General features: G+C 54.3%; 20 protein-coding genes, 2 tRNA genes and 3 rRNA genes. 5 read left to right on the forward strand and 20 right to left on the reverse strand.

The genetic code is table 11. From position 1 onward, the window contains the following. Positions 1–56: 56 nt before the first annotated feature. A complete protein-coding gene (locus HVX72_RS21400) occupies positions 57–326 on the reverse strand; it encodes a YihD family protein (protein ID WP_012133952.1) in 270 nt (89 codons plus the stop codon). A gap of 69 nt (positions 327–395) precedes the next feature. On the opposite strand from HVX72_RS21400, the gene mobA reads away from it, so the two are divergent. Together mobA and mobB are read left to right on the forward strand one after the other, a co-directional pair. Beyond that, entirely contained in the window at positions 396–980 is a 585-nt protein-coding gene (gene mobA, locus HVX72_RS21405; protein WP_181822245.1) for a molybdenum cofactor guanylyltransferase MobA, read from the forward strand. Then, positions 962–1,501 carry a molybdopterin-guanine dinucleotide biosynthesis protein MobB gene (mobB, locus tag HVX72_RS21410; protein ID WP_181822246.1) on the forward strand — a complete coding sequence of 180 codons (540 nt, stop codon included), beginning with the start codon at positions 962–964 and terminating at the stop codon, positions 1,499–1,501. Before mobA ends, mobB begins: the two co-directional genes overlap by 19 nt. A 100-nt stretch (positions 1,502–1,601) precedes the next feature. Here the strand turns inward: mobB and rrf are convergent. The 9 genes from rrf to pepQ form a co-directional block, all read right to left on the reverse strand. Continuing rightward, positions 1,602–1,717: ribosomal RNA gene (gene rrf / locus HVX72_RS21415) — 5S ribosomal RNA — on the reverse strand. Positions 1,718–1,845: 128 nt separating this feature from the next. Next, a 23S ribosomal RNA gene (locus HVX72_RS21420) occupies positions 1,846–4,750 on the reverse strand. A 172-nt stretch (positions 4,751–4,922) separates the two neighbouring features. Continuing rightward, a tRNA-Ala gene (locus HVX72_RS21425) sits at positions 4,923–4,998 on the reverse strand. A gap of 111 nt (positions 4,999–5,109) precedes the next feature. Further along, positions 5,110–5,186: transfer RNA gene (locus HVX72_RS21430), tRNA-Ile, on the reverse strand. A 69-nt stretch (positions 5,187–5,255) separates the two neighbouring features. Next, a 16S ribosomal RNA gene (locus HVX72_RS21435) occupies positions 5,256–6,797 on the reverse strand. The 16S, 23S and 5S rRNA genes sit together here with 2 tRNA genes alongside, the layout of an rRNA operon. Positions 6,798–7,172: 375 nt before the next feature. Continuing rightward, positions 7,173–7,718: a menaquinone-dependent protoporphyrinogen IX dehydrogenase gene (hemG, locus tag HVX72_RS21440; RefSeq protein ID WP_042292697.1), complete on the reverse strand. Its 546-nt coding sequence runs from the start codon at positions 7,716–7,718 to the stop codon at positions 7,173–7,175. A gap of 11 nt (positions 7,719–7,729) precedes the next feature. Further along, the gene (gene trkH / locus HVX72_RS21445) at positions 7,730–9,181 is read right to left on the reverse strand and encodes a Trk system potassium transporter TrkH (protein ID WP_060570174.1); all 1,452 of its coding nucleotides are present in this window, start codon (positions 9,179–9,181) and stop codon (positions 7,730–7,732) included. A 37-nt stretch (positions 9,182–9,218) separates the two neighbouring features. After that, complete coding sequence (locus tag HVX72_RS21450; RefSeq protein WP_042292704.1) at positions 9,219–9,833, reverse strand: IMPACT family protein; 615 nt, start codon at positions 9,831–9,833, stop codon at positions 9,219–9,221. Continuing rightward, the gene (gene pepQ / locus HVX72_RS21455; RefSeq protein ID WP_042292707.1) at positions 9,833–11,164 is read right to left on the reverse strand and encodes a Xaa-Pro dipeptidase; all 1,332 of its coding nucleotides are present in this window, start codon (positions 11,162–11,164) and stop codon (positions 9,833–9,835) included. The genes HVX72_RS21450 and pepQ overlap by 1 nt, the downstream gene beginning before the upstream one ends. A 189-nt stretch (positions 11,165–11,353) precedes the next feature. Here pepQ and fadB point away from each other — a divergent pair, with 189 nt between their 5' ends. Both fadB and fadA read left to right on the forward strand, forming a co-directional pair. Further along, positions 11,354–13,543 (forward strand): fatty acid oxidation complex subunit alpha FadB, encoded by a 2,190-nt coding sequence (gene fadB / locus HVX72_RS21460; protein ID WP_181822247.1) that lies wholly within the window; start codon positions 11,354–11,356, stop codon positions 13,541–13,543. Between the two features lie 9 nt (positions 13,544–13,552). Beyond that, positions 13,553–14,716, forward strand: a complete 1,164-nt coding sequence (fadA, locus tag HVX72_RS21465) for an acetyl-CoA C-acyltransferase FadA (protein WP_042292712.1) — start codon at positions 13,553–13,555, stop codon at positions 14,714–14,716. Between the two features lie 119 nt (positions 14,717–14,835). Here the strand turns inward: fadA and fre are convergent, their stop codons facing one another. After that, positions 14,836–15,537, reverse strand: a complete 702-nt coding sequence (gene fre, locus HVX72_RS21470; RefSeq protein WP_042292715.1) for an NAD(P)H-flavin reductase — start codon at positions 15,535–15,537, stop codon at positions 14,836–14,838. A 40-nt stretch (positions 15,538–15,577) separates the two neighbouring features. Continuing rightward, positions 15,578–17,071 carry a 4-hydroxy-3-polyprenylbenzoate decarboxylase gene (ubiD, locus tag HVX72_RS21475; RefSeq protein ID WP_181822248.1) on the reverse strand — a complete coding sequence of 498 codons (1,494 nt, stop codon included), beginning with the start codon at positions 17,069–17,071 and terminating at the stop codon, positions 15,578–15,580. A 179-nt stretch (positions 17,072–17,250) separates the two neighbouring features. On the opposite strand from ubiD, the gene rfaH reads away from it, so the two are divergent. After that, positions 17,251–17,739, forward strand: coding sequence for a transcription/translation regulatory transformer protein RfaH (gene rfaH / locus HVX72_RS21480; RefSeq protein ID WP_042292718.1), 489 nt, complete (start codon positions 17,251–17,253; stop codon positions 17,737–17,739). Between the two features lie 24 nt (positions 17,740–17,763). Here the strand turns inward: rfaH and tatD are convergent, their stop codons facing one another. The 8 genes from tatD to rmuC all read right to left on the reverse strand — a co-directional run bounded on the left by tatD (position 17,764) and on the right by rmuC (position 24,819). Further along, positions 17,764–18,546 carry a 3'-5' ssDNA/RNA exonuclease TatD gene (gene tatD / locus HVX72_RS21485; protein WP_042292721.1) on the reverse strand — a complete coding sequence of 261 codons (783 nt, stop codon included), beginning with the start codon at positions 18,544–18,546 and terminating at the stop codon, positions 17,764–17,766. A gap of 41 nt (positions 18,547–18,587) precedes the next feature. Continuing rightward, entirely contained in the window at positions 18,588–19,379 is a 792-nt protein-coding gene (tatC, locus tag HVX72_RS21490; protein ID WP_042292723.1) for a Sec-independent protein translocase subunit TatC, read from the reverse strand. A 2-nt stretch (positions 19,380–19,381) separates the two neighbouring features. Continuing rightward, positions 19,382–19,948 (reverse strand): Sec-independent protein translocase protein TatB, encoded by a 567-nt coding sequence (gene tatB, locus HVX72_RS21495; RefSeq protein WP_181822249.1) that lies wholly within the window; start codon positions 19,946–19,948, stop codon positions 19,382–19,384. A 3-nt stretch (positions 19,949–19,951) separates the two neighbouring features. Beyond that, positions 19,952–20,206 carry a Sec-independent protein translocase subunit TatA gene (tatA, locus tag HVX72_RS21500; RefSeq protein ID WP_042292727.1) on the reverse strand — a complete coding sequence of 85 codons (255 nt, stop codon included), beginning with the start codon at positions 20,204–20,206 and terminating at the stop codon, positions 19,952–19,954. Positions 20,207–20,285: 79 nt separating this feature from the next. Next, entirely contained in the window at positions 20,286–21,926 is a 1,641-nt protein-coding gene (ubiB, locus tag HVX72_RS21505) for a ubiquinone biosynthesis regulatory protein kinase UbiB (protein WP_042292730.1), read from the reverse strand. Beyond that, positions 21,923–22,528, reverse strand: coding sequence for a ubiquinone biosynthesis protein UbiJ (ubiJ, locus tag HVX72_RS21510; protein ID WP_042292733.1), 606 nt, complete (start codon positions 22,526–22,528; stop codon positions 21,923–21,925). The genes ubiB and ubiJ overlap by 4 nt, the downstream gene beginning before the upstream one ends. 13 nt (positions 22,529–22,541) lie before the next feature. Then, positions 22,542–23,297, reverse strand: coding sequence for a bifunctional demethylmenaquinone methyltransferase/2-methoxy-6-polyprenyl-1,4-benzoquinol methylase UbiE (gene ubiE / locus HVX72_RS21515; RefSeq protein ID WP_042292737.1), 756 nt, complete (start codon positions 23,295–23,297; stop codon positions 22,542–22,544). Between the two features lie 94 nt (positions 23,298–23,391). Further along, positions 23,392–24,819, reverse strand: coding sequence for a DNA recombination protein RmuC (gene rmuC, locus HVX72_RS21520; protein WP_181822250.1), 1,428 nt, complete (start codon positions 24,817–24,819; stop codon positions 23,392–23,394). Positions 24,820–24,913 lie beyond the last annotated feature (94 nt).

Here is a 24,913-nt window from a genome sequence, read left to right on the forward strand (position 1 = left end):
TTGAATGATTCAGGATATCATTTCATGACGGTTTCGGTTGCGCCGCTTACAAGCTTTTACTCTTTAATTACGCCGCGTGCGCGCAGCAGCGCCGTTTTGAAATCTTCCTCGTAGTCTTTCTGAATCCCGGGAATAACGGCGTCTTTGGCAGAGTCGCGCATTTTCAGGTGATAGATCAGAATGTCGTCAGTTAAATCCGCCAGCTCGCCGTCAAAACCTGACTCTTTGGCCAGTTTCTGCAAAAATTGCAGCAGGTTCAGGTCTGGCTCCTTTTGCCAGGCAGGCTGGAGGAGTTCAATAACTTCATTCAGACGTTTACATTTCATGGTAGTGCTCCTTACTCTTGAGACAGACACGTTAGCAGGGTCAATCCCACAATAAAAGAGGCGATATCAGTGAATGAGGATAGTGCAATAACAGGGGTTGTGCTGGCGGGCGGAAAAGCCAGGCGAATGGGCGGAATAGATAAGGGGTTACTTGAACTACAAGGGAAGCCGCTGTGGAAACACGTTGCCGATACGCTCTTATCGCAACTGGATAGTGTGATGGTGAACGCAAACCGCCATCTTGATCGCTATCGCGCCGGTGGGCTGAAGGTTATCACCGATTCACTGGAGGATTACCCTGGTCCGCTCGCCGGTATGCTTTCCGTTTTTCAGCAGGCGGAAGGCGACTGGTTTCTGTTTTGCCCGTGCGACACGCCGTTTATTCCTGATGATTTGGTCGCTCGCTTGCGACATCAGCGACACAATGCGCCAGTGGTATGGGTTCACGATGGCGAGCGGGATCATCCTACCATCGCGCTGGTAAACCGCTCGGTTCAGCCATTTTTGCAGCAGTATTTGTGCTCTGGTGAGCGCCGGGTAATGGTTTTTATGCGCCAGGCAGGCGGACATGCCGTTGATTTCAGCGATTGCAAAGAAGCTTTCGTAAACGTGAATACACTTGAGGAACTTGCCAGATGGCAGGACAAACCATAATCCCTTTACTGGCGATAGCTGCATGGAGTGGAACCGGAAAAACCACGCTGTTAAAAAAGCTGATTCCAGCGCTTTGCGCCAGCGGCGTCCGTCCGGGTTTGATCAAGCACACCCATCATAATATGGACGTGGATAAGCCAGGCAAAGACAGTTATGAACTGCGTAAAGCAGGAGCCATGCAAACCCTGGTCGCCAGCCAGCAGCGTTGGGCTCTGATGACTGAAACGCCAGAAGAAGCAGAGTTGGATTTAGCGTATCTGGCAAATCAGATGGATGCTTCTAAGCTGGACCTGGTGCTGGTAGAAGGGTTCAAGCATGAAACAGTGGCGAAGATCCTATTATTCCGCCAGGAATGCGGCCACGGGGTGGATGAACTGGCTGTAGACGAGCATGTCATTGCGATCGCCAGTGATGTGCCGCTTGACGTGAGCGTACCCGTTCTGGATATAAATGATATACCGCAGATCGCCACCTTTGTTTTGGACTGGCTGAAGGGGAATTCCTCGCCGTCGCCCGAATAAAGCAAAGCCGCCATCCCGTGCCGGATGGCGCTGCGCTGAGATGGCCTGTACCAGAAACGCAAAAAGCCCATCCGTCAGGATGGGCTTTCACTTGTTTGATGCCTGGCAGTTCCCTACTCTCGCATGGGGAGACCCCACACTACCATCGGCGCTACGGCGTTTCACTTCTGAGTTCGGCATGGGGTCAGGTGGGACCACCGCGCTACGGCCGCCAGGCAAATTCTTTGTGCTCTGTACGCAATACTTTATCGCATCAGCAGCGCTGGCTGCGCAAACTATTGCGTACTTAACTCTGAATCAATGCTGAAAATCTCTCAATTCCGCCAAAACATCTTCGGCGTTGTAAGGTTAAGCCTCACGGTTCATTAGTACCGGTTAGCTCAACGCATCGCTGCGCTTACACACCCGGCCTATCAACGTCGTCGTCTTCAACGTTCCTTCAGGAGACTTATAGTCTCAGGGAGAACTCATCTCGGGGCAAGTTTCGTGCTTAGATGCTTTCAGCACTTATCTCTTCCGCATTTAGCTACCGGGCAGTGCCATTGGCATGACAACCCGAACACCAGTGATGCGTCCACTCCGGTCCTCTCGTACTAGGAGCAGCCCCCCTCAGTTCTCCAGCGCCCACGGCAGATAGGGACCGAACTGTCTCACGACGTTCTAAACCCAGCTCGCGTACCACTTTAAATGGCGAACAGCCATACCCTTGGGACCTACTTCAGCCCCAGGATGTGATGAGCCGACATCGAGGTGCCAAACACCGCCGTCGATATGAACTCTTGGGCGGTATCAGCCTGTTATCCCCGGAGTACCTTTTATCCGTTGAGCGATGGCCCTTCCATTCAGAACCACCGGATCACTATGACCTGCTTTCGCACCTGCTCGCGCCGTCACGCTCGCAGTCAAGCTGGCTTATGCCATTGCACTAACCTCCTGATGTCCGACCAGGATTAGCCAACCTTCGTGCTCCTCCGTTACTCTTTAGGAGGAGACCGCCCCAGTCAAACTACCCACCAGACACTGTCCGCAACCCGGATTACGGGCCCACGTTAGAACACCAGCCATTAAAGGGTGGTATTTCAAGGGCGGCTCCACGCAGACTGGCGTCCACGCTTCAAAGCCTCCCACCTATCCTACACATCAAGGACCAGTGTTCAGTGTCAAGCTATAGTAAAGGTTCACGGGGTCTTTCCGTCTTGCCGCGGGTACACTGCATCTTCACAGCGAGTTCAATTTCACTGAGTCTCGGGTGGAGACAGCCTGGCCATCATTACGCCATTCGTGCAGGTCGGAACTTACCCGACAAGGAATTTCGCTACCTTAGGACCGTTATAGTTACGGCCGCCGTTTACCGGGGCTTCGATCAAGAGCTTCTCCTTACGGATAACCCCATCAATTAACCTTCCGGCACCGGGCAGGCGTCACACCGTATACGTCCACTTTCGTGTTTGCACAGTGCTGTGTTTTTAATAAACAGTTGCAGCCAGCTGGTATCTTCGACTGATTTCAGCTCCATGAGTAAATCACTTCACCTACATATCAGCGTGCCTTCTCCCGAAGTTACGGCACCATTTTGCCTAGTTCCTTCACCCGAGTTCTCTCAAGCGCCTTGGTATTCTCTACCTGACCACCTGTGTCGGTTTGGGGTACGATTTCGTGTTACCTGATGCTTAGAGGCTTTTCCTGGAAGCAGGGCATTTGTCACTTCAGCACCGTAGTGCCTCGTCATCACGCCTCAGTGTTAAAGTGAACCGGATTTACCTGGAACACACACCTACACGCTTAAACCGGGACAACCGTCGCCCGGCCGACATAGCCTTCTCCGTCCCCCCTTCGCAGTAACACCAAGTACAGGAATATTAACCTGTTTCCCATCGACTACGCCTTTCGGCCTCGCCTTAGGGGTCGACTCACCCTGCCCCGATTAACGTTGGACAGGAACCCTTGGTCTTCCGGCGAGCGGGCTTTTCACCCGCTTTATCGTTACTTATGTCAGCATTCGCACTTCTGATACCTCCAGCATGCCTCACGACACACCTTCAACGGCTTACAGAACGCTCCCCTACCCAACAACACATAGTGTCGCTGCCGCAGCTTCGGTGCATGGTTTAGCCCCGTTACATCTTCCGCGCAGGCCGACTCGACCAGTGAGCTATTACGCTTTCTTTAAATGATGGCTGCTTCTAAGCCAACATCCTGGCTGTCTGAGCCTTCCCACATCGTTTCCCACTTAACCATGACTTTGGGACCTTAGCTGGCGGTCTGGGTTGTTTCCCTCTTCACGACGGACGTTAGCACCCGCCGTGTGTCTCCCGTGATAACATTCTCCGGTATTCGCAGTTTGCATCGGGTTGGTAAGCCGGGATGGCCCCCTAGCCGAAACAGTGCTCTACCCCCGGAGATGAGTTCACGAGGCGCTACCTAAATAGCTTTCGGGGAGAACCAGCTATCTCCCGGTTTGATTGGCCTTTCACCCCCAGCCACAGGTCATCCGCTAATTTTTCAACATTAGTCGGTTCGGTCCTCCAGTTAGTGTTACCCAACCTTCAACCTGCCCATGGCTAGATCACCGGGTTTCGGGTCTATACCCTGCAACTTAACGCCCAGTTAAGACTCGGTTTCCCTGCGGCTCCCCTATTCGGTTAACCTTGCTACAGAATATAAGTCGCTGACCCATTATACAAAAGGTACGCAGTCACCCCATAAAGAGGCTCCCACTGCTTGTACGTACACGGTTTCAGGTTCTTTTTCACTCCCCTCGCCGGGGTTCTTTTCGCCTTTCCCTCACGGTACTGGTTCACTATCGGTCAGTCAGGAGTATTTAGCCTTGGAGGATGGTCCCCCCATATTCAGACAGGATACCACGTGTCCCGCCCTACTCATCGAGCTCACAACCGGTGTGGTTTTGTGTACGGGGCTGTCACCCTGTATCGCGTGCCTTTCCAGACACTTCCACTACCACACTGGCTGATTCAGGCTCTGGGCTGCTCCCCGTTCGCTCGCCGCTACTGGGGGAATCTCGGTTGATTTCTTTTCCTCGGGGTACTTAGATGTTTCAGTTCCCCCGGTTCGCCTCGTTAACCTATGTATTCAGTTAACGATAGTGTGACGAATCACACTGGGTTTCCCCATTCGGACATCGCCGGGTCAAAGGTTCATATCACCTCGCCGACGCTTTTCGCAGATTAGCACGTCCTTCATCGCCTCTGACTGCCAGGGCATCCACCGTGTACGCTTGGTCGCTTAACCTCACAACCCGAAGATGTTTCACTTCTGATTGCGATAATTGAGAGACTCACGAACAACTTTCGTTGTTCTGTGTTTCAATTTTCAGCTTGATCCAGATTTTTAAAGAGCAAAACTTCGCAGTGAACCTTTTCAGGTACACTCTGAAGTTTTCTTACGTAAACGTTCTACAGAATGGTGGAGCTATGCGGGATCGAACCGCAGACCTCCTGCGTGCAAAGCAGGCGCTCTCCCAGCTGAGCTATAGCCCCATACAGTGTAGTTAAACCTCATTACCCGTAATTTTTGGTGAGGCAAGGCGTGGTGACACGAAGCATACTTATGTATGTGAGTGTCGCCGCAACGCAGCATCAGCAAAAATTTGGTAGGCCTGAGTGGACTTGAACCACCGACCTCACCCTTATCAGGGGTGCGCTCTAACCACCTGAGCTACAAGCCTGTAGAGGTTTTACTGCTCGTTTTTCATCAGACAATCTGTGTGAGCACTACAAAGGCAGGTTCTTTAAGGTAAGGAGGTGATCCAACCGCAGGTTCCCCTACGGTTACCTTGTTACGACTTCACCCCAGTCATGAATCACAAAGTGGTAAGCGCCCTCCCGAAGGTTAAGCTACCTACTTCTTTTGCAACCCACTCCCATGGTGTGACGGGCGGTGTGTACAAGGCCCGGGAACGTATTCACCGTGGCATTCTGATCCACGATTACTAGCGATTCCGACTTCATGGAGTCGAGTTGCAGACTCCAATCCGGACTACGACATACTTTATGAGGTCCGCTTGCTCTCGCGAGGTCGCTTCTCTTTGTATATGCCATTGTAGCACGTGTGTAGCCCTGGTCGTAAGGGCCATGATGACTTGACGTCATCCCCACCTTCCTCCAGTTTATCACTGGCAGTCTCCTTTGAGTTCCCGGCCGGACCGCTGGCAACAAAGGATAAGGGTTGCGCTCGTTGCGGGACTTAACCCAACATTTCACAACACGAGCTGACGACAGCCATGCAGCACCTGTCTCACGGTTCCCGAAGGCACAACCGCATCTCTGCAGTCTTCCGTGGATGTCAAGACCAGGTAAGGTTCTTCGCGTTGCATCGAATTAAACCACATGCTCCACCGCTTGTGCGGGCCCCCGTCAATTCATTTGAGTTTTAACCTTGCGGCCGTACTCCCCAGGCGGTCTACTTAACGCGTTAGCTCCGGAAGCCACGCCTCAAGGGCACAGCCTCCAAGTAGACATCGTTTACGGCGTGGACTACCAGGGTATCTAATCCTGTTTGCTCCCCACGCTTTCGCACCTGAGCGTCAGTCTTCGTCCAGGGGGCCGCCTTCGCCACCGGTATTCCTCCAGATCTCTACGCATTTCACCGCTACACCTGGAATTCTACCCCCCTCTACGAGACTCAAGCCTGCCAGTTTCGAATGCAGTTCCCAGGTTGAGCCCGGGGATTTCACATCCGACTTGACAGACCGCCTGCGTGCGCTTTACGCCCAGTAATTCCGATTAACGCTTGCACCCTCCGTATTACCGCGGCTGCTGGCACGGAGTTAGCCGGTGCTTCTTCTGCGGGTAACGTCAATGACTGCGGTTATTAACCACAATCCCTTCCTCCCCGCTGAAAGTACTTTACAACCCGAAGGCCTTCTTCATACACGCGGCATGGCTGCATCAGGCTTGCGCCCATTGTGCAATATTCCCCACTGCTGCCTCCCGTAGGAGTCTGGACCGTGTCTCAGTTCCAGTGTGGCTGGTCATCCTCTCAGACCAGCTAGGGATCGTCGCCTTGGTGAGCCGTTACCTCACCAACAAGCTAATCCCATCTGGGCACATCCGGTGGCAAGAGGCCCGAAGGTCCCCCTCTTTGGTCTTGCGACGTTATGCGGTATTAGCTACCGTTTCCAGTAGTTATCCCCCTCCACCGGGCAGTTTCCCAGACATTACTCACCCGTCCGCCACTCGTCAGCAAAGCAGCAAGCTGCTTCCTGTTACCGTTCGACTTGCATGTGTTAGGCCTGCCGCCAGCGTTCAATCTGAGCCATGATCAAACTCTTCAATTTAAGTTTGATGCTCGTGAATTAAACTTCGTAATGAATTACGTGTTCACTCAGAGACTTGGTATTCATTTTTTGTCTTTCGACATTAAGAATCCATGTCACTTTGAGTGCCCACACAGATTGTCTGATAAATTGTTAAAGAGCAGTGCCGCTTCGCTTTTTCTCAGCGGCGCGGGGTGTGCATAATACGCTTTCCCGCTTGAGAGTCAAGCATTTATTTTTGCTTTTCTCCGAGAGGTTCTGGTCTGAACCCCGCTGACCCGGCGGCTTGCGTGCCGTTGTTCCGTGTCAGTGGTGGCGCATTATAGGGAGTTATTTCGGGCTGACAAGAGGAAATTTAAAATAATTTATCAACCGCGCAATTTTTATTCTTTACGTTTATTTAACCGGCGATTTGACGGTTAACTGGGCGATTTCCCGGGCAAAACCTGCAACCTGCTCCCAGTCGGTATAGATCACTTCTTTATTGGTGTCCGTTTCGCCGCCTGACATTTTCATAATCAGTTTGATCATTATGCGGTCATACCAGCGATAGCGCGGGTAAAGCAACGCGCCGGCGATCACCGCACAGCGGTCAGGGCGCCACTGCGAGCTCATTAAAAATTTACGCGCGTAACTGTTAGTCTGCGGCGTGCGCTTTTCCGGTTTACGCGCCACCAGATTTACGGAATAGAACGCGCTCGGCATCCCGTTCAGCCGCGTCGCATGTTTTTTTACGAACTCCTGAAAGGCTGTATGGTAATGCCCGTAACGTATAGACGCGCCAATAACCACGCGATCGTAGCTGTCCCATTCAGGTTCTTCGGTACGGTGCAAATTCACGACGTCTGCCCAGATGCCCAGTTCTTTCAGTTCTGACGCCAGATACGAAGCGATTTCGCGCGTTTGTCCATCCCGGGTTGAAAAAAGAATCAGTGTTTTCACGTGTTACTCCATTATTCACGCCAGAAGGTCGGGGTAAAAAGTACCAGCAAAGTGAAGACCTCAAGACGGCCAAACAGCATATTGGCAATCAGGATCCATTTCGCCACCGGATTCATACTGGCAAAGTTGTCCGCGACGACACCCAGCCCGGGTCCAAGGTTGTTAAGTGTAGCCACCACGGAGGCAAACGCGGAAAAGTCGTCCACGCCAGTCGCGATAATCGCCAGCATACTGACAATAAATACCAGAGCATACGCCGAGAAAAAACCCCAAACCGCTTCGAGGATACGTTCCGGCAGCGCACGGTTCCCCAGCTTAATACTGTAGACCGCATTCGGATGCACCAGTCGCTTCAGTTCTCGGTTCCCTTGTTTGAACAACAGGAGGATACGGATCACCTTCAGCCCCCCGCCTGTCGAACCGGCGCAACCGCCGATAAACGCGGAGCACAACAGCAGCACTGGCAGGAACAGCGGCCAGCGCGCAATACTGTCGGTAGTGAAGCCCGCCGTCGTCGCCATCGACACCACCTGGAAAAAGGCCTGGTTGAGCGTCGTTAGCGCAGAGTTATAAACATCATGGAACCACAGCACGATCGTGCAGATGACCACCAGCGTAAGCTGCACGCCAATAAACATGCGAAACTCCGGGTCACGCCAGTACACTTTGAGGCTACGTCCGCTTAACAAAGAGAAGTGCAAACCATAGTTACAGCCGGAGATTAATAAAAAGATAGCGATAATCGTGTTAATCGTTGGGCTGTCAAAATAGCCCACGCTGGCGTCGTGCGTAGAAAACCCGCCGATGGCGATAGTGGCGAAGCTGTGCCCGATAGCGTCAAACGCGGGCATCCCGGCAAACCATAGCGCCAGCGCGCAGGCCACGGTCAGCAGGACGTAGATCAGCCACAGCGTCTTTGCCGTCTCCGCAATACGCGGGCGCATTTTGTTGTCTTTTAGCGGCCCGGGCATTTCAGCGCGATACAGCTGCATCCCCCCGACGCCAAGTATCGGCAGAATCGCCACCGCCAACACGATGATCCCCATCCCGCCAAACCACTGCAGCATCTGGCGATAAAAAAGAATCGCGTGCGGTAACGAATCCAGACCCACCAGTGTGGTGGCGCCCGTTGTGGTTAAACCGGAAAATGATTCAAAAAACGCATCGGTAATGGTGAGGTTCGGGCTTTCCGAGAAAATAAACGGTAACGCACCCACGCTACCCAGCACGGTCCAGAACAACACCACAATCAGAAACCCTTCGCGCGATTTCAGTTCACCTTTCTCGCGGCGGTTAGGCCACCACAGCATTGAGCCTATCGCCAGCGCGACAAAGAACGTTTGCGTAAATGCACGTCCCGCCCCATCACGATAGATGAGGGCTACCAGTCCGGGAATAATCATCGTCCCCGAAAATAAGATGACCAGTAGTCCAACGATTCGGGTAATGGCGCGAAAATGCATCTCTGCCGCTTCCTTAGTTCTTCAAAATGAGGGGGGATTATTCTTCAATCGCTAACAAATGCAATGAACCGCGGCTAAAATCCGCCAGCCTTGCTGAAAATTCGGCCACTTTCGCATAAGGAAGCGCCACCCTGAGCCGAACGAACGCCTGGTATTCACGCGTGACGATGTTGCCGTCATGCTGAGCCAGTAGTGTTTCCACGCCAGCCAACTGCGCGTATTCACACTGCAAAGTATATTCGGTTAACGGCGTCTTGCGCTGTGTTGTTAGCTGACGCAGCGCCTGATTGACGCCGCCGCCGTACGCTTTCACCAATCCACCTGTTCCGAGCAGGATCCCACCGTAATAGCGCACCACCACGGCGGTGATTTCCCCAACGCCGCAGCCCATCAGTTGGGCAAGCATTGGCTTGCCCGCCGTGCCCGCCGGTTCGCCATCGTCGGAAAACCCCAATTGCTGCGAATCATCCGGCGCGCCTGCCACCCACGCCACGCAATGGTGACGGGCATCCGGATGCGCCGCTTTCACTGACCCGACAAAGGCTTTCGCCGCCTCAACGCCATCGGTATGCGCCAGAAGCGTAATAAAGCGGCTTTTTTTGATCTCCTCGACTACAGTGACCGGCGCCGCAGGAATTAACCAACTGTCCATTACGCCAGTTTCAGATCCCGCGTCATGTTTTCCACGCCGTTATCATGAATCACCACGTTATCTTCGATACGAATGCCGCCGAACGGTTTCAACGCTTCAATTTTCTGCCAGTTGAAATGCTTGCTGTACTGCCCTTCGCGCCACGGCGCCAGCAGCGACTCGATGAAGTAAATCCCCGGTTCAATGGTCAGGACCATGCCAGGCTGGAGCACGCGGGTACAGCGCAGGTACGGATATTTTGACGGCGCGGCAAGATGCGTACCGCTGTCATCCTGCATAAATCCGCCAACGTCGTGTACCTGTAACCCCAACTGATGGCCGATTCCGTGCGGCATAAACGGCCCGGTAAGATTATTCTCCACCATCGCTTCTTCGCTCATATCCGTAACAATCTGGTGCTTACGCAACAGCTTGGCGATGCGTTGATGGAACTGGATGTGATAATCAACGTAGCTGACGCCCGCCTTCATGGTGGCGATCAGCGACAGCTGTTCATCGTTAACGTCTTTTACCAGCTGCGCATAATCGTTGTCGCTTTTCGCCGACCAGGTACGTGTGAGATCTGCCGCGTAACCGTTATACTCCGCGCCCGCATCCAGCAAAAAGCTGCGGATTTCAGATGGCGCCTGATGATCCAGTTTGGTGTAATGCAGTACAGAGGCGTGTTCATTGAGTGCGACGATATTGCCGTAAGGCACATCGGTATCACGATGTCCGGTGGCGGTCAGGTAGGCCAGATTAATGTCGAACTCGCTCATGCCGGAACGGAAGGCTTCCTCTGCGGCACGATGACCATTCACCGCCATTTTCTGCGCTTCACGCATACAGGCCAGCTCATAGTCTGTTTTATAAGCGCGATAATAATGCAGGTAATCAATCACCCCTTTCGGGTTGATATTGCTGGCCGCAATATCCAGTTGCAGCGCGCGCTCCGGAACCGGGCCAATATAGCCGATATTGCCGCGTGCAGCAGGCAGTTGGCTACCAATGCCCTCCGCTTTTGGCAGCGCAATGACTTCAATTTCTTCTGTCCAGAAGGAGGTCGGCAGCGGTTCCACATTGTGCCAGTAATCCACCGGTAAATAGAACCACAGTTTCGGTTTGTTTACGCCATCCACCAGCAGCCAGCAGTTCGGCACCTGCGTCACTGGCACCCACGCCTTAAACTGCGGATTCACTTTAAACGGATAGGGATGATCGTCGAGGAAGACGTTAACCAGCTCGCCGGAATGAATAAGTAACGCATCGAGTTTGAAGCGCGCCAGCGCGTCACGTGTCCGTTCCTGTAGGGTAACGATATGATTTTTATAGAGTGCGGCCAGTGATTCCATTTTCTATCCTTCTGCTTTTTTGACCTCAAGTCTCCGCATCTTAGCACAACGACCCGAAAGAGCGTGATTTCTGCCGACCGTGATCGGATCGGCATTTTTTTAATCACTTGTTTGCATTTTTTTAACACAAAATACACACTTCGATTCATCTGGTACGACCAGATCCCCATGCGGATTCAGGAGACTGACATGCTTTACAAAGGCGACACCCTGTACCTCGACTGGCTGGAAGATGGCATCGCCGAACTGGTGTTCGATGCCCCCGGCTCAGTCAATAAACTCGACACTGCGACCGTCGCCAGCCTCGGCCAGGCGCTGGATGTACTGGAAAAGCAGACAGATTTAAAAGGGCTGCTGCTGCGTTCTGAGAAAGCAGCCTTTATTGTCGGTGCGGACATCACCGAATTTCTTTCACTGTTTCTGGTTCCCGAAGAACAGTTAAGCCAGTGGCTACATTTTGCCAACAGCGTCTTTAACCGTCTGGAAGACCTGCCGGTCCCTACCCTTTCCGCCGTCAACGGCTATGCGTTGGGCGGCGGCTGCGAATGCGTGCTGGCGACCGATTACCGTCTGGCGACGCCCGATCTGCGCATCGGTCTGCCGGAAACGAAGCTGGGCATTATGCCAGGCTTTGGCGGCTCCGTCCGTATGCCGCGCATGCTGGGCGCCGACAGCGCGCTGGAAATTATTGCAGCCGGTAAAGACGTTGGCGCAGAGCAGGCGCTGAAAATCGGCCTGGTCGATGGTGTGGTGAAGGCGGAAAAACTGACGGAAGGCGCAATAGCGGTACTGCGCCAGGCGATTAACGGCGATCTGGACTGGAGAGCGAAACGTCAGCCAAAACTGGAACCCCTTAAACTCAGTAAGATTGAAGCCGCCATGAGCTTTACCATCGCCAAAGGCATGGTCGCACAGACGGCGGGAAAACATTACCCGGCCCCTATGACAGCGGTGAAAACCATTGAAGCGGCGGCGCGCTTTGGCCGCGAAGAAGCGCTGAACCTGGAAAATAAGAGCTTTGTTCCATTGGCGCATACCAACGAAGCGCGCGCGCTGGTTGGCATCTTCCTGAACGATCAGTTCGTAAAAGGCAAAGCGAAGAAGCTGACCAAAGACGTTGAGACGCCAAAGCAGGCTGCCGTGCTGGGCGCGGGTATTATGGGCGGCGGTATCGCTTATCAATCGGCATGGAAAGGCGTGCCGGTGATCATGAAGGATATCAACGACAAATCGCTGACGCTGGGAATGACCGAAGCCGCCAAACTGCTGAATAAACAGCTGGAGCGCGGCAAGATTGACGGTCTGAAGATGGCGGGGGTGATTTCGACGATTCATCCGACGCTCGACTACGCTGGCTTTGATCGCGTGGACGTGGTTGTGGAAGCCGTTGTGGAAAATCCGAAGGTGAAAAAAGCCGTGCTGGCGGAAACAGAAGAAAAGGTCCGCCCGGATGCTGTGCTGGCGTCAAACACGTCCACGATTCCCATTAGCGAACTGGCAAGCGTACTGAAGCGTCCGGAAAACTTCTGCGGGATGCATTTCTTTAACCCGGTGCACCGTATGCCGCTGGTCGAAGTGATCCGTGGCGAACAAACGTCTGACGACACCATCGCCAAAGTGGTGGCGTGGGCCAGCAAAATGGGCAAAACGCCCATCGTCGTTAACGACTGCCCGGGCTTCTTCGTGAACCGCGTGCTGTTTCCGTACTTTGCCGGATTCAGCCAGCTGCTGCGCGACGGCGCGGATTTCCGCAAAATCGACAAAGTGATGGAAAAGCAATTTGGCTGGCCGATGGGTCCGGCGTATCTGCTGGACGTCGTGGGCATTGATACCGCCCACCATGCGCAGGCAGTGATGGCCGCAGGTTTCCCGCAGCGTATGCAGAAAGATTATCGCGACGCGATCGACGCCCTCTTCGACGCCAACCGTTTTGGTCAGAAGAACGGTCTGGGTTTCTGGCGCTATAAAGAAGACAGCAAAGGTAAACCGAAAAAAGACGACGACGCGGCCGTGGACAGCCTGCTGGCGGACGTCAGCAACGCGAAGCGTGATTTCAGCGACGACGAAATTATCGCCCGCATGATGATCCCAATGGTCAACGAAGTGGTGCGTTGTCTTGAAGAAGGCGTCATCGCCAGCCCGGCGGAAGCCGATATGGCATTGGTGTACGGCCTGGGCTTCCCGCCATTCCACGGCGGCGCGTTCCGCTGGCTGGATACGCTCGGCAGCGCGAAGTACCTCGACATGGCGCAACAGTATCAGTCTCTCGGTCCGCTGTATGACGTGCCGGAAGGGCTGCGCAACAAAGCGCGCCATAACGAACCCTACTATCCAGCAGTTGAGCCAGCCCGTCCGGTTGGCGAGCTGAAAACGGCTTAAGGAGTCACAATGGAAAAGGTTGTCATTGTTGATGCGATTCGCACCCCGATGGGCCGTTCAAAAGGCGGCGCGTTCCGTAACGTGCGCGCGGAAGATCTCTCCGCGCACCTGATGCGTAGCCTGCTGGCGCGTAACCCGGCGCTGGATCCTGCCGCGCTGGACGATATTTACTGGGGCTGCGTACAGCAGACCCTGGAGCAAGGTTTCAACATCGCCCGCAACGCGTCGCTGCTGGCGGAGATCCCGCACTCGGTTCCGGCAGTTACCGTTAACCGCCTTTGCGGTTCGTCAATGCAGGCGCTACATGACGCCGCACGGATGATCATGACCGGCGATGCGCAGGCCTGTCTTGTCGGCGGCGTGGAGCATATGGGCCATGTGCCGATGAGCCACGGCGTGGATTTCCATCCGGGTCTGAGCCGCAACGTCGCCAAAGCCGCGGGTATGATGGGGCTGACCGCAGAGATGCTCTCCCGCATGCACGGCATCAGCCGTGAAATGCAGGACGCGTTTGCCGCGCGCTCGCACGCCCGAGCCTGGGCGGCAACCCAGTCTGGCGCGTTTAAGAATGAGATCATCCCGACCGGCGGTCACGACGCGGACGGTGTGCTAAAGCAATTGACTTACGACGAAGTGATCCGTCCGGAAACGACCGTCGAAGCGCTGTCCACCCTGCGTCCGGCGTTCGATCCGGTCAGCGGTACGGTAACGGCAGGCACTTCGTCAGCCCTTTCCGACGGCGCAGCCGCGATGCTGGTGATGAGCGAGAGCCGTGCGCGGGAACTGGGCCTGAAAATACGCGCCCGCGTACGTTCAATGGCGGTGGTGGGGTGCGATCCCTCGATCATGGGCTACGGTCCGGTTCCGGCGTCGACGCTGGCGCTGAAGAAAGCCGGGCTGACCGCCAGTGATATCGGCGTGTTTGAGATGAACGAAGCGTTTGCCGCGCAGATCCTGCCGTGCATTAAAGATCTTGGGCTGATGGAGCAGATTGACGAGAAGATCAACCTGAACGGCGGCGCGATCGCCCTCGGTCATCCGCTCGGCTGTTCAGGCGCCCGCATCAGCACGACGTTAATCAATCTGATGGAACGTAAAGATGTGGAATTTGGTTTGGCGACAATGTGTATCGGCCTGGGGCAGGGCATCGCGACAGTATTCGAGCGTGTCTAGGTGAGTTCAAGGCCCGGCACGCTCCGGGCCACCAGAAAAATCACCGGAGGGCGTCTCCCTTCACCGGGCATTATTTAGTTGCCGTTCTTCCCGCCTGTCAGGGGCGGGTTTTTTATTGCTTAAATGAAAGCGAACGCATCGCCAAACAGACGATCGGCTCGCGCGCTGCGCTCGTTGCAGAACAGGTCGCGTGCAATTTTCGCCATCTCAAAGCGACCCGCAATATAAATATCATGTTCTGCCAACGTACCGTGATCCTGCAACACGGCGGTTAATACCGTCCCGGTGCGCCCACGCCAGCCCGCTTCAGGCTGTTCAACCACCGGCTCCACGCGCAGGTTCGGGTGCTTCAGCGTCAGCGCTTCCAGCTCTGAGAGATCGTAGAGATGCTTTTCTTCGCGGCCACCCCAGTAAATGGTCACCTCACGGTTCGGGTTGCGCGCCAGGGCCGTCAACAGTATTGAACGCGCGTAAGAAAATCCGGTACCGCCGGCAATCAGGATCAGCGGGCGCTCTTCATCGTCGCGCAGCCACGCTTCACCGTGCGGAATATCAACGACGATCTCATGATCTTTAAGAATGCGATCCATCACCGCTTTGGCATAGAGGTTAATTTCAGACGCGCCAATATGAAGCTCAATAAACCCCTGTTCGTCCGGCGTTGACGCCATTGAGAACGGACGTTTATCCCGTTCGTCCATCACCACCATCAAATACTGACCGGCACGAAAGGAAAATGCCGCGTCGGGCACTAAACGAACGCGGTATACGGTATCGGTGATAGCTTCTACCGAGGTCACTTTACAGCTTAAGGTTGTCATGCGCTCCCTCTATGGGTCTATAGGGCAAAACGTTCGCGCCTCAGGCGCCTTTACCGTGATTAAAGATGGCCAGTTCATCCCAGATCGCATCAACACGCGCGATAACATCCGGGTCTTTTTTAATGGGACGCCCCCACTCGCGTTGGGTTTCACCTGGCCATTTGTTCGTGGCATCCAGCCCCATTTTTGAACCCAGCCCGGAGACCGGCGAAGCAAAATCCAGATAATCGATTGGCGTGTTCTCGACCAGCACCGTGTCCCGTGCAGGGTCCATACGGGTGGTGATCGCCCAGATGACGTCGTTCCAGTCGCGAGCGTTGACATCGTCATCGCAGACGATAACAAACTTGGTGTACATAAACTGGCGTAAAAATGACCAGACCCCCATCATGACGCGTTTAGCATGTCCCGCGTACTGTTTTTTCATCGTCACAACGGCCAGACGGTATGAACAGCCTTCCGGCGGCAGGTAAAAGTCGACAATTTCCGGAAACTGCTTTTGCAGAATGGGGACAAAGACTTCGTTCAACGCTACGCCAAGTACCGCCGGTTCATCCGGTGGACGACCGGTATAAGTGGAGTGGTAAATGGCGTCTTCACGCCGGGTAATATGCGTGACGGTAAAGACCGGGAAGCTGTCCACCTCGTTGTAATAGCCGGTATGGTCGCCGTATGGGCCTTCCGGCGCCATCTCGCCGGGCTCAAGATACCCTTCCAGTACGATCTCCGCGCTGGCTGGCACTTCGAGATCGTTAGAAATACATTTAACCACTTCGGTTTTTGTACCGCGCAGCAGACCGGCAAAAGCATATTCGGACAGCGTATCCGGCACTGGCGTCACTGCGCCAAGAATCGTGGCCGGATCGGCCCCCAGCGCCACGGAAACCGGGAAGCGTTCGCCAGGGTGCGCCGCACACCACTCCTGATAATCAAGTGCGCCGCCGCGATGCGACAGCCAGCGCATGATGAGCTTATTTTTACCAATCAACTGCTGACGATAAATGCCCAGATTCTGCCGCTCTTTATGCGGCCCACGGGTCACGGTAAGCCCCCAGGTAATGAGCGGCGCAGCATCTTCCGGCCAGCAGGTCATAATGGGAATGCGGTTCAGATCGACGTCATCACCCGTAATAATCTTCTGCTGACAGGGCGCGCCACGAAGGCGCTTCGTCGGCATATTCAGCACCTGTTTGAACTGCGGAAGTTTGTCAAAGAGATCGCGAAAGCCCCTCGGCGGTTCCGGTTCTTTCAGAAAGGCCAGCAGCTTACCCACTTCACGCAGTGCGGAGACATCATCCTGCCCCATCCCCATCGCGACGCGCTTTGGCGTGCCAAACAGGTTACAGAGCACCGGCATGGAATAGCCTTTAGGATTTTCAAACAGCAGCGCGGGTCCGCCAGCACGCAGCGTGCGGTCAGCAATTTCGGTGATTTCCAGGTGCGGGTCAACTTCAAGCGTGATGCGTTTAAGTTCGCCCTGTTGTTCAAGCAGCGTCAGGAAGTCGCGTAAATCGTGATATTTCATGGCGTCCATTATAGCCTCTGGGTAAGCGCCTCATTATACGGCGTTCATCATCGTGATGCTGTATTTTTGTTAAATTAGCGTGAACTCAGGCAGCCAACAAAGAAGCAGCCGGAATTACGCCGGGTATAATTAACTTAGCGCATAGCTTTTGCTATGCTTGCGCCCCGAACAAGCGGATAAGAGTCATTATGCAATCCTGGTATTTACTGTACTGCAAGCGCGGGCAACTTCAGCGTGCCCAGGAACACCTCGAAAGACAGGCGGTCAATTGCCTGACGCCGATGATCACCCTGGAAAAGATGGTGCGTGGAAAACGTACCGCAGTCAGCGAACCGCTGTTCCCCAACTATCTGTTTGTGGAATTTGATCCGGAAGTGATTCATACCACAACGATTAACGCCACGCGAGGCGTCAGCCACTTCGTTCGTTTTGGCGCTTCCCCGGCCACCGTGCCCCCCAGCGTCATCCATCAGCTCTCCGTGTATAAACCGGAAGGCATTGTGGATCCGGAGACGCCTTACCCGGGTGACAGCGTGATCATCACCGAAGGCGCCTTTGAAGGGCTTCAGGCAATCTTCACCGAACCAGACGGCGAAGCGCGCTCTATGCTGCTGCTTAACCTGCTGAATAAAGAGGTGAAGCAGAGTGTGAAAAACACGGGTTTCCGTAAGCTATAACGCTCTTGCCGACCCGCATCCGGTTCACAGCGCGATGCCGAACAGCGTTCTGACATTGGTATCCGTTGTGGCGGCAAGCCACTGCGGATCGTCCCCGCGCCAGTGCGCGATACGCGCGAAGATATGCGGCAGATGCGCCGGTTCATTGCGCCGCGACGCCGGTTTCGGCGACAGATCGCGCGGCAATAAATAAGGTGCATCGGTTTCGATCAGCAGCTTATCCGCAGGAATAAACGGCAGTATTTCACGCAACGCCAGCCCGCGGCGCTCATCACACACCCAGCCCGTAATGCCTATGTATAACCCTCTGTCGATGCACGCCTGCATCTCCTGGCGTGTGCCGGTAAAACAGTGCAGCACAGCGCCCGGGAGCTTATCCAGCCACGGATCGAGCAGCGCCAGGAAACGCGTATGTGCGTCACGGCAATGCATAAAAACCGGCATCTGTAATTCGGCGGCTATCCGCAACTGTGCGTCGAAAGCTCGCTCCTGCTCTTCTGGCGTGGAAAAGTTGCGATTGAAATCAAGACCGCACTCGCCAATCGCCACCACCTCCGGTAACGCCGCCAGGGCGACAATGGCTTCCTCTGTTGACGGTTGCCATTGGCTACTGTCGTGCGGGTGAACGCCGGCGGTGGACCAACATTGGGGATAATGTTGCGCAAGACGCTGTGCCTGCTGACTTTCATGGAGATTCGTGCCGGTAAGAAGCATGCCGTTCACGCCAGCGGCAAGCGCTCGCGCCACCACCTCGTCCCGGTCTCTGGAGAACTGCGAACTGGTCAGGTTTACGCCAATATCAAACATGGTTCTCTCCATATGAAAACCGCCCTGACGGGCGGTTATATTTAATCTTCGGTCTTTCCGGCTCTTGCAGCGTCTGCTTCTGCTTCCGCCTCGTTATCTTCATCCCGCGTCTGTCGTTTGCCGACGTAAAAACGCGAAAAGAAAACACCGACTTCAAACAGGCAGTACATAGGTATTGCCAGCAGCGTTTGAGAAAAAACGTCCGGCGGCGTAAGCAGCATGCCAATTACAAAGGCGCCAACCAGCACGTAGGGACGTTTTTTACGCAGATCGTCAGGCGTGGTAATACCTACCCAACACAACAATACGATGGCAACCGGCACCTCAAAGGAAATACCAAACGCCATAAACAGCGCCATGACAAAGCTGAGATAGCTGGCAATGTCGGTCGATACCTGTACGCCTTCCGGCGCAGTGTTAGCCAAAAAGCCAAACGCCAGCGGGAACACCACGAAATAGGCGAACGCCATACCAATATAGAACAGCAGCGAACTGGAGATCAGCAGCGGTACCACCAACCGACGCTCATGTTTATACAACGCTGGTGCAATAAACGCCCAGACCTGATACAGGATCACTGGTGCTGACAGGATCAGCGACACCATGAAGGTCAGTTTGATTGGCGTGAAAAAGGGTGATGCGACGTCCGTCGCGATCATGGTCGCACCCTGCGGCAGCTGTTTTATCAGCGGCGCGGAAACCAGGTGATAGATGTCATTAGCAAAATAGACCAATGCCAGAAAAATCACGATAACCGCAATGATGCAGTTAAGCAGGCGTTTGCGCAGCTCGATCAGGTGCGTGATAAGCGGTTGAGTATCTTCTACAGCCATGTTTACGGTTTATCACTCGACGTGGTGGAGGCGCCTGCAGCAGGCGCAGCGGATTTCGGTTCAGCGTCTATCACGCCAGCGACAGGCTTCTCCGCCGCCACAGGTTTTTTATCCTCGGCAACCGCAGCCGTTTCCAGAGCCTCTGGGGCCTGTTCAGGCGCGCTGGCCTGGACTTCTGCCGTCGCCGGGGTAACCCCTTCATGCTGCTCTTCGTTCCCTTTGACTATCGGGTTATGGATAGTATGCGCTTCATCACTCGCCTTTTCCGGCTCGTTAGCGCTGTAGGAACGTTTCATCGACTCTGCCGCCTGACGCAGTTCGTCCATTGAGGCCTTCAGCTCAGGCGTCAGGTTTTCGAGGCTCGCTTTCTCAACTTTTTTCAGGCTGTCCTGAAACTCCTGGAGCTTCAGTTCCTGCGTCAGTTCATTCTGAACGGTCGTGGCGAGAGAGCGCAGCGCGCGAACCCAGCCCGCTATCGTTTTGACGGCTACCGGCAGTCGCTGCGGCCCCAGCACGACGAGGCCGATAATAAATACCAGTAACAGTTCGCTAAAACCGATATCAAACACGAATTACACCTGCTCTTTATCGTGGCGCTTGGCGTCTTCTGTTTTAGCGTCTGCGGGTTTGTCAGTGATTGACTTCGCGGTGAAGTCAGCATCCTGACTGGTTTTTTCCTGTTTCGCATCATCATCACTCATGGCTTTTTTGAAGCCTTTAATGGATGCGCCGAGATCGGAACCGATAGAACCGAGCTTTTTGGTGCCAAACAACAGGACAACGATGACGGCAATGATCACCAACTGCCAAATACTGATACCACCCATACATGTTCCTCAGTGATAGATGATGAAATAATTAGGCCCGTAGTATACGTTACATAGCCCGCGATGAGCGATGAAAAAATCAGCGAGTTTTGCGCCAGCCAACGATCCAGGCGACGAGGCCGCCCGCCATTAACCAGCCGGGCATATAGCCCCATTCAGGACGACTAATCAGCAGGAAGGTCCCACTCAATAGCAGCGTGGCGCCAATACCGAATAAATAACGGGACTGACCCTGACGGACATGGTTCTCATGAAGCTCGCGCGCAATCTTATCAACACTGTGCTGTAAATATTTGCCCTGGCGCAAACTGTCGTACACCAGTTCAGGCAGTTCCGGCATTTTTTCGACCCAGAACGGCGCTTTTTCCTTAAAAGCTCTGACCAGAGCAGGAATACCGACCTGATCTTTGATCCAGGATTCGAGAAAAGGTTTCGCCGTTTTCCAGAGATCGAGCTGCGGATACAGCTGACGACCCACGCCTTCAACGTACAACAATGTCTTCTGCAATAATACCAGTTGCGGCTGCACTTCCATGTTGAATCGACGCGCCGTATTGAAAAGGTTTAACAACACGTGACCAAACGAGATCTCCGCCAGCGGCTTTTCAAAGATAGGCTCACAGACCGTGCGGATAGCGAACTCAAACTCTTCGACGTTGGTATCCGGCGGAACCCAGCCTGAATCGACGTGTAATTCCGCCACTTTGCGGTAATCACGGTTAAAGAAGGCGATGAAATTTTCCGCCAGATAACGTTTATCTTCTTTGTTTAACGAGCCGACAATACCGCAATCAATACCTATATACTGCGGATCTTCCGGGTGCTCATAGCTCACGAAGATATTGCCGGGGTGCATGTCCGCATGGAAAAAGCTGTCGCGAAACACCTGGGTGAAGAACACTTGCACACCGCGTTCTGCCAGCAGTTGCATGTTGGTGCCGTTCTTTTCCAGCGCCACGACATCGGAAACCGGAATACCGTAAATGCGCTCCATCACCATCATGTTCTCACTGCAATAGTCAGAATACACTTCCGGGACGTAGAGCATCGGGCTGCCTTCAAAGTTTCGGCGCAGCTGGATAGCATTAGCCGACTCGCGCAGCAGGTTCAACTCATCGATTAGCGTCTTCTCGTACTCGCGTACCACTTCCGTTGGACGCAGACGACGACCATCCGGCAGCAAGCGGGGCACCCAGCGCGCCAGGCGGTAAATAAGCTTAAGATCCGCTTTGATGATCGGCAAAATGTCCGGGCGGATAACCTTAATGACCACCTCTTTGCCGTTCGATTTCAGCCTGGCCGTATGCACCTGGGCGATGGACGCTGACGCCAGCGGCTTGATCTCAAAATCGTCAAACCAGGCTTCAACGGGCAGTCCGCCCATCGCCGCTTCGATTTGCGCTTTCGCCAGTTTGCCGTCAAATGGCGCGACTTTGTCCTGCAACAGCGCAAGCTGGTCAGCAATTTGCGGCGGGAAGAGATCGCGGCGGGTAGAGAGCATCTGTCCGAACTTGATCCACACTGGCCCTAACTCTTGCAGTGCCAGTCTCAGCCGCTCTCCCAGCAGTTTGTCTTTATGACGGTTTGGCATCCAGAACAGGCCATATCGCCATAACCGTAGCGGCAGCGTGATCCGCATTCTGGGGATGAGCTCATCAAGTCCGTAGCTTAAAAAGGTGCGAATGATGAAATATAGGCGCCGTACTTCACCTGGCGTCATTTAGCCTCCAGTTTTTCCAGCCGCTTCGTCAGCGCATCAACAGCGCGTTCCACCGCTGCCGTTTCTTCCGCAAACCAGGCGACCTCAAGGGGTCCGGGCGCCATTCGCCACTCTTCCGTGATTGCTTCGGCGACATAGCGCTGTTGGCGTTGAATGCCGTGACGGAGAAATCTGGCCCCACCGCGCAGGGCTTTACCGATCCCTTCCGCCGCGATATCGCCAGTGTAGGGCGCGATCAGCTCGGCAGGATCGAATTCCGCTAAATCGGCAAGGGCGACAAAATTCTGAACGACCTGAATATCACCCTGAACTTCCAGTTCGCCACTGCGAATCAGCGCGGTGAGCTGCTGACGGTCGCGCAGTTCAGGCAGCACGCTGGCGTAGGTAATGACGGTGCAATCAGCCTCGCCCGCCCACTCACCCAGCACGTCAACCTGACGCTCGCTGAAAACCAGAATCAATGATGTCGAAAAGCCTTTTAGTTCCACGCGCAGCACTTTACCCAGCAGGCGCGTTCGCGCGGTTTTCAGCGCTGGTGAACGGTACAGGAACGTATTGAGCAGACTTTCCATTCCTGCGGTCACTAAGGGTTTAAAAGGCATCCCCGCTCTCCTGTCAGAACTTATAGCCGCGATGCAGCGCTACCACACCCGCCGTCAGGTTGTAATAATCGACGCTTTCAAACCCGGCGTCCTGCATCATCGCTTTCAGCGTGTCCTGATCGGGATGCATACGAATAGATTCCGCTAAATAGCGGTAGCTGTCCGCATCGTTCGCCACCATGGAACCGATACGTGGTAGAACGTGGAAAGAATAGGCATCGTAGGCTTTGCTCAGCGGCTCGATAATCGGCTTAGAAAATTCCAACACCAGCAGGCGTCCGCCGGGTTTCAGCACGCGGAACATGGAGCGCAGGGCTTTGTCTTTGTCCGTGACGTTACGTAGACCGAAGGAAATGGTGATACAGTCAAAGGTGTTGTCCGGAAAGGGCAGCGCTTCCGCGTTAGCCTGAACGTATTCGACGTTGCCGATAACCCCGATGTTACGCAGTTTTTCACGGCCCATCTTAAGCATGGAGTCATTGATATCCGCCAGGATCACCTTGCCGGTTTCACCGACCAGGCGAGAGAACTTGGCCGTCAGATCGCCCGTCCCTCCGGCCAGATCAAGCACCGTCTGACCGCGGCGAACGCCGCTGCAGTCGATAGTGAAGCGCTTCCACAAGCGATGAATGCCAAATGACATTAAATCATTCATGACATCATATTTTGAGGCCACAGAATGAAAAACGTGGGCCACCATGTCTGCTTTCTGTTCTTTAGCGACAGTCTGAAAACCAAAGTGCGTCGTTTCTTGTGAATTATCCACCATCTCAGTGCCTGCTCATCAAAAAATTGTTCGAGAAGTGTAACAGATTGGGGCTATTTGCCCTACCCTTCTACCCGTTCCGGCGACGCCAAACGGGCTAAATCGATTGCTGTTTGACGCCGCTATCGTCTGAATGAAGCGTGTTTTCAGGTGCTTCGGGCACCGCGCGCAAACGGTATTCTTCATCCTGCGACGTCGCCTGTTCGGCCAGTTCCGGATTAATCTCGCGTTTGATTTCCACGCCTAACCCCCGAAACGCTTCTGCCTGCGCCAGCACGTTGCCGCGCCCCGACGTCAGTTTTTTCATCGCCTGACGGTAGTTGTCCTGCGCTTTCTCGAGGCTTTGCCCGACAGACGACATATCATCCACAAACAGCCGCATCTTGTCGTACAGTTTACTGGCTCGTTCGGCAATTTGCTGCGCATTGCGGCTTTGATGCTCGTAGCGCCACAGGTTGGCGATGGTCCGTAACGCCACCAGCAACGTCGTAGGGCTGACCAGCATAATGTTATTTCTCAATGCCTCGGTAATCAGTTCGGGCTGTCTGTCCAGCGCCAGCAAAAAAGCAGGCTCGACGGGGATAAACATCAGCACATAGTCCAGCGAGCGCAGCCCTGGAAGCTGCTGGTAATCTTTACGCCCAAGCAGGCGAATATGGTTACGCACGGAAGCGATATGCTCCTGGAGCGCGCTCTCACGAGTGACGTCATCTTCCGCGTTGAAATAGCGCTCATAGGCCACCAGCGTCATTTTAGCGTCGATCACGACATCTTTGCCCTGCGGTAAGCGGACAATCACGTCGGGCTGCATCCGCGAACGGACATCATTTTCTATGCTGACCTGTGTTTCGTACTCATAGCCTTCGCGCAGGCCGGAAGCCTCCAGCACGCGGGTAAGCACCACCTCACCCCAGTTGCCCTGGGTTTTATTGTCGCCTTTCAGCGCGCGCGTGAGATTGACCGCTTCCTGCGCCATCTGCGCATTGAGCTGTTGCAGATTACGAATCTCATGCGCCAGCGTATGCCGCTCGCGCGCCTCCTGACCAAAGCTGTCCTGAACCTGGCGGCGAAAACCGTCCAGTTGCTCACGCAACGGCGTGAGCAGGCTGTTAAGGCTCTGTCGGTTTTGCTCGTCGACCCGGCGGTTGCTTTGCTCAAAAATCCGGTTCGCCAGGTTTTCGAACTGCTCGCTGAGGCGCTGTTCGCTGTTGATCATCTGACGAATTTTGTCTTCCGCATGCTGCTGCGTCGCTTCCATTCGCGTCGTGACTTCCCGCAGATCCGCTTCCAGCGAGGTGTTAATACTGCGCAGACTGCGAAGCTCATTGTTCAGCAGTTCGCACTCGTCGCGCCACTGATCGCTTTGGGCAAGTTCCTGTCTGGCCGCGCTTAGCGCCGCCACCATCTCTTCACGCTCGGTAAGCTGATCGGCTTTTTGCTGTGCATGTTGATAACTGGCGATCAGCCAGCCCAGCGCAACACCTACCAACGCTATCACTGCATAAATTATGAGAGAGATATCCAAAATGCCTCCTGCCGCAACCACTCACCAGCACAAAATAGAATTGTGCTGTATAAACGTCCAGTTTGAAAGGGATTTCCTGCGAGGCGTTACGCAA

The organism is Citrobacter sp. RHB21-C05, assembly GCF_013889015.1.
Classification (GTDB): Bacteria; Pseudomonadota; Gammaproteobacteria; order Enterobacterales; family Enterobacteriaceae; genus Citrobacter_A; species Citrobacter_A sedlakii.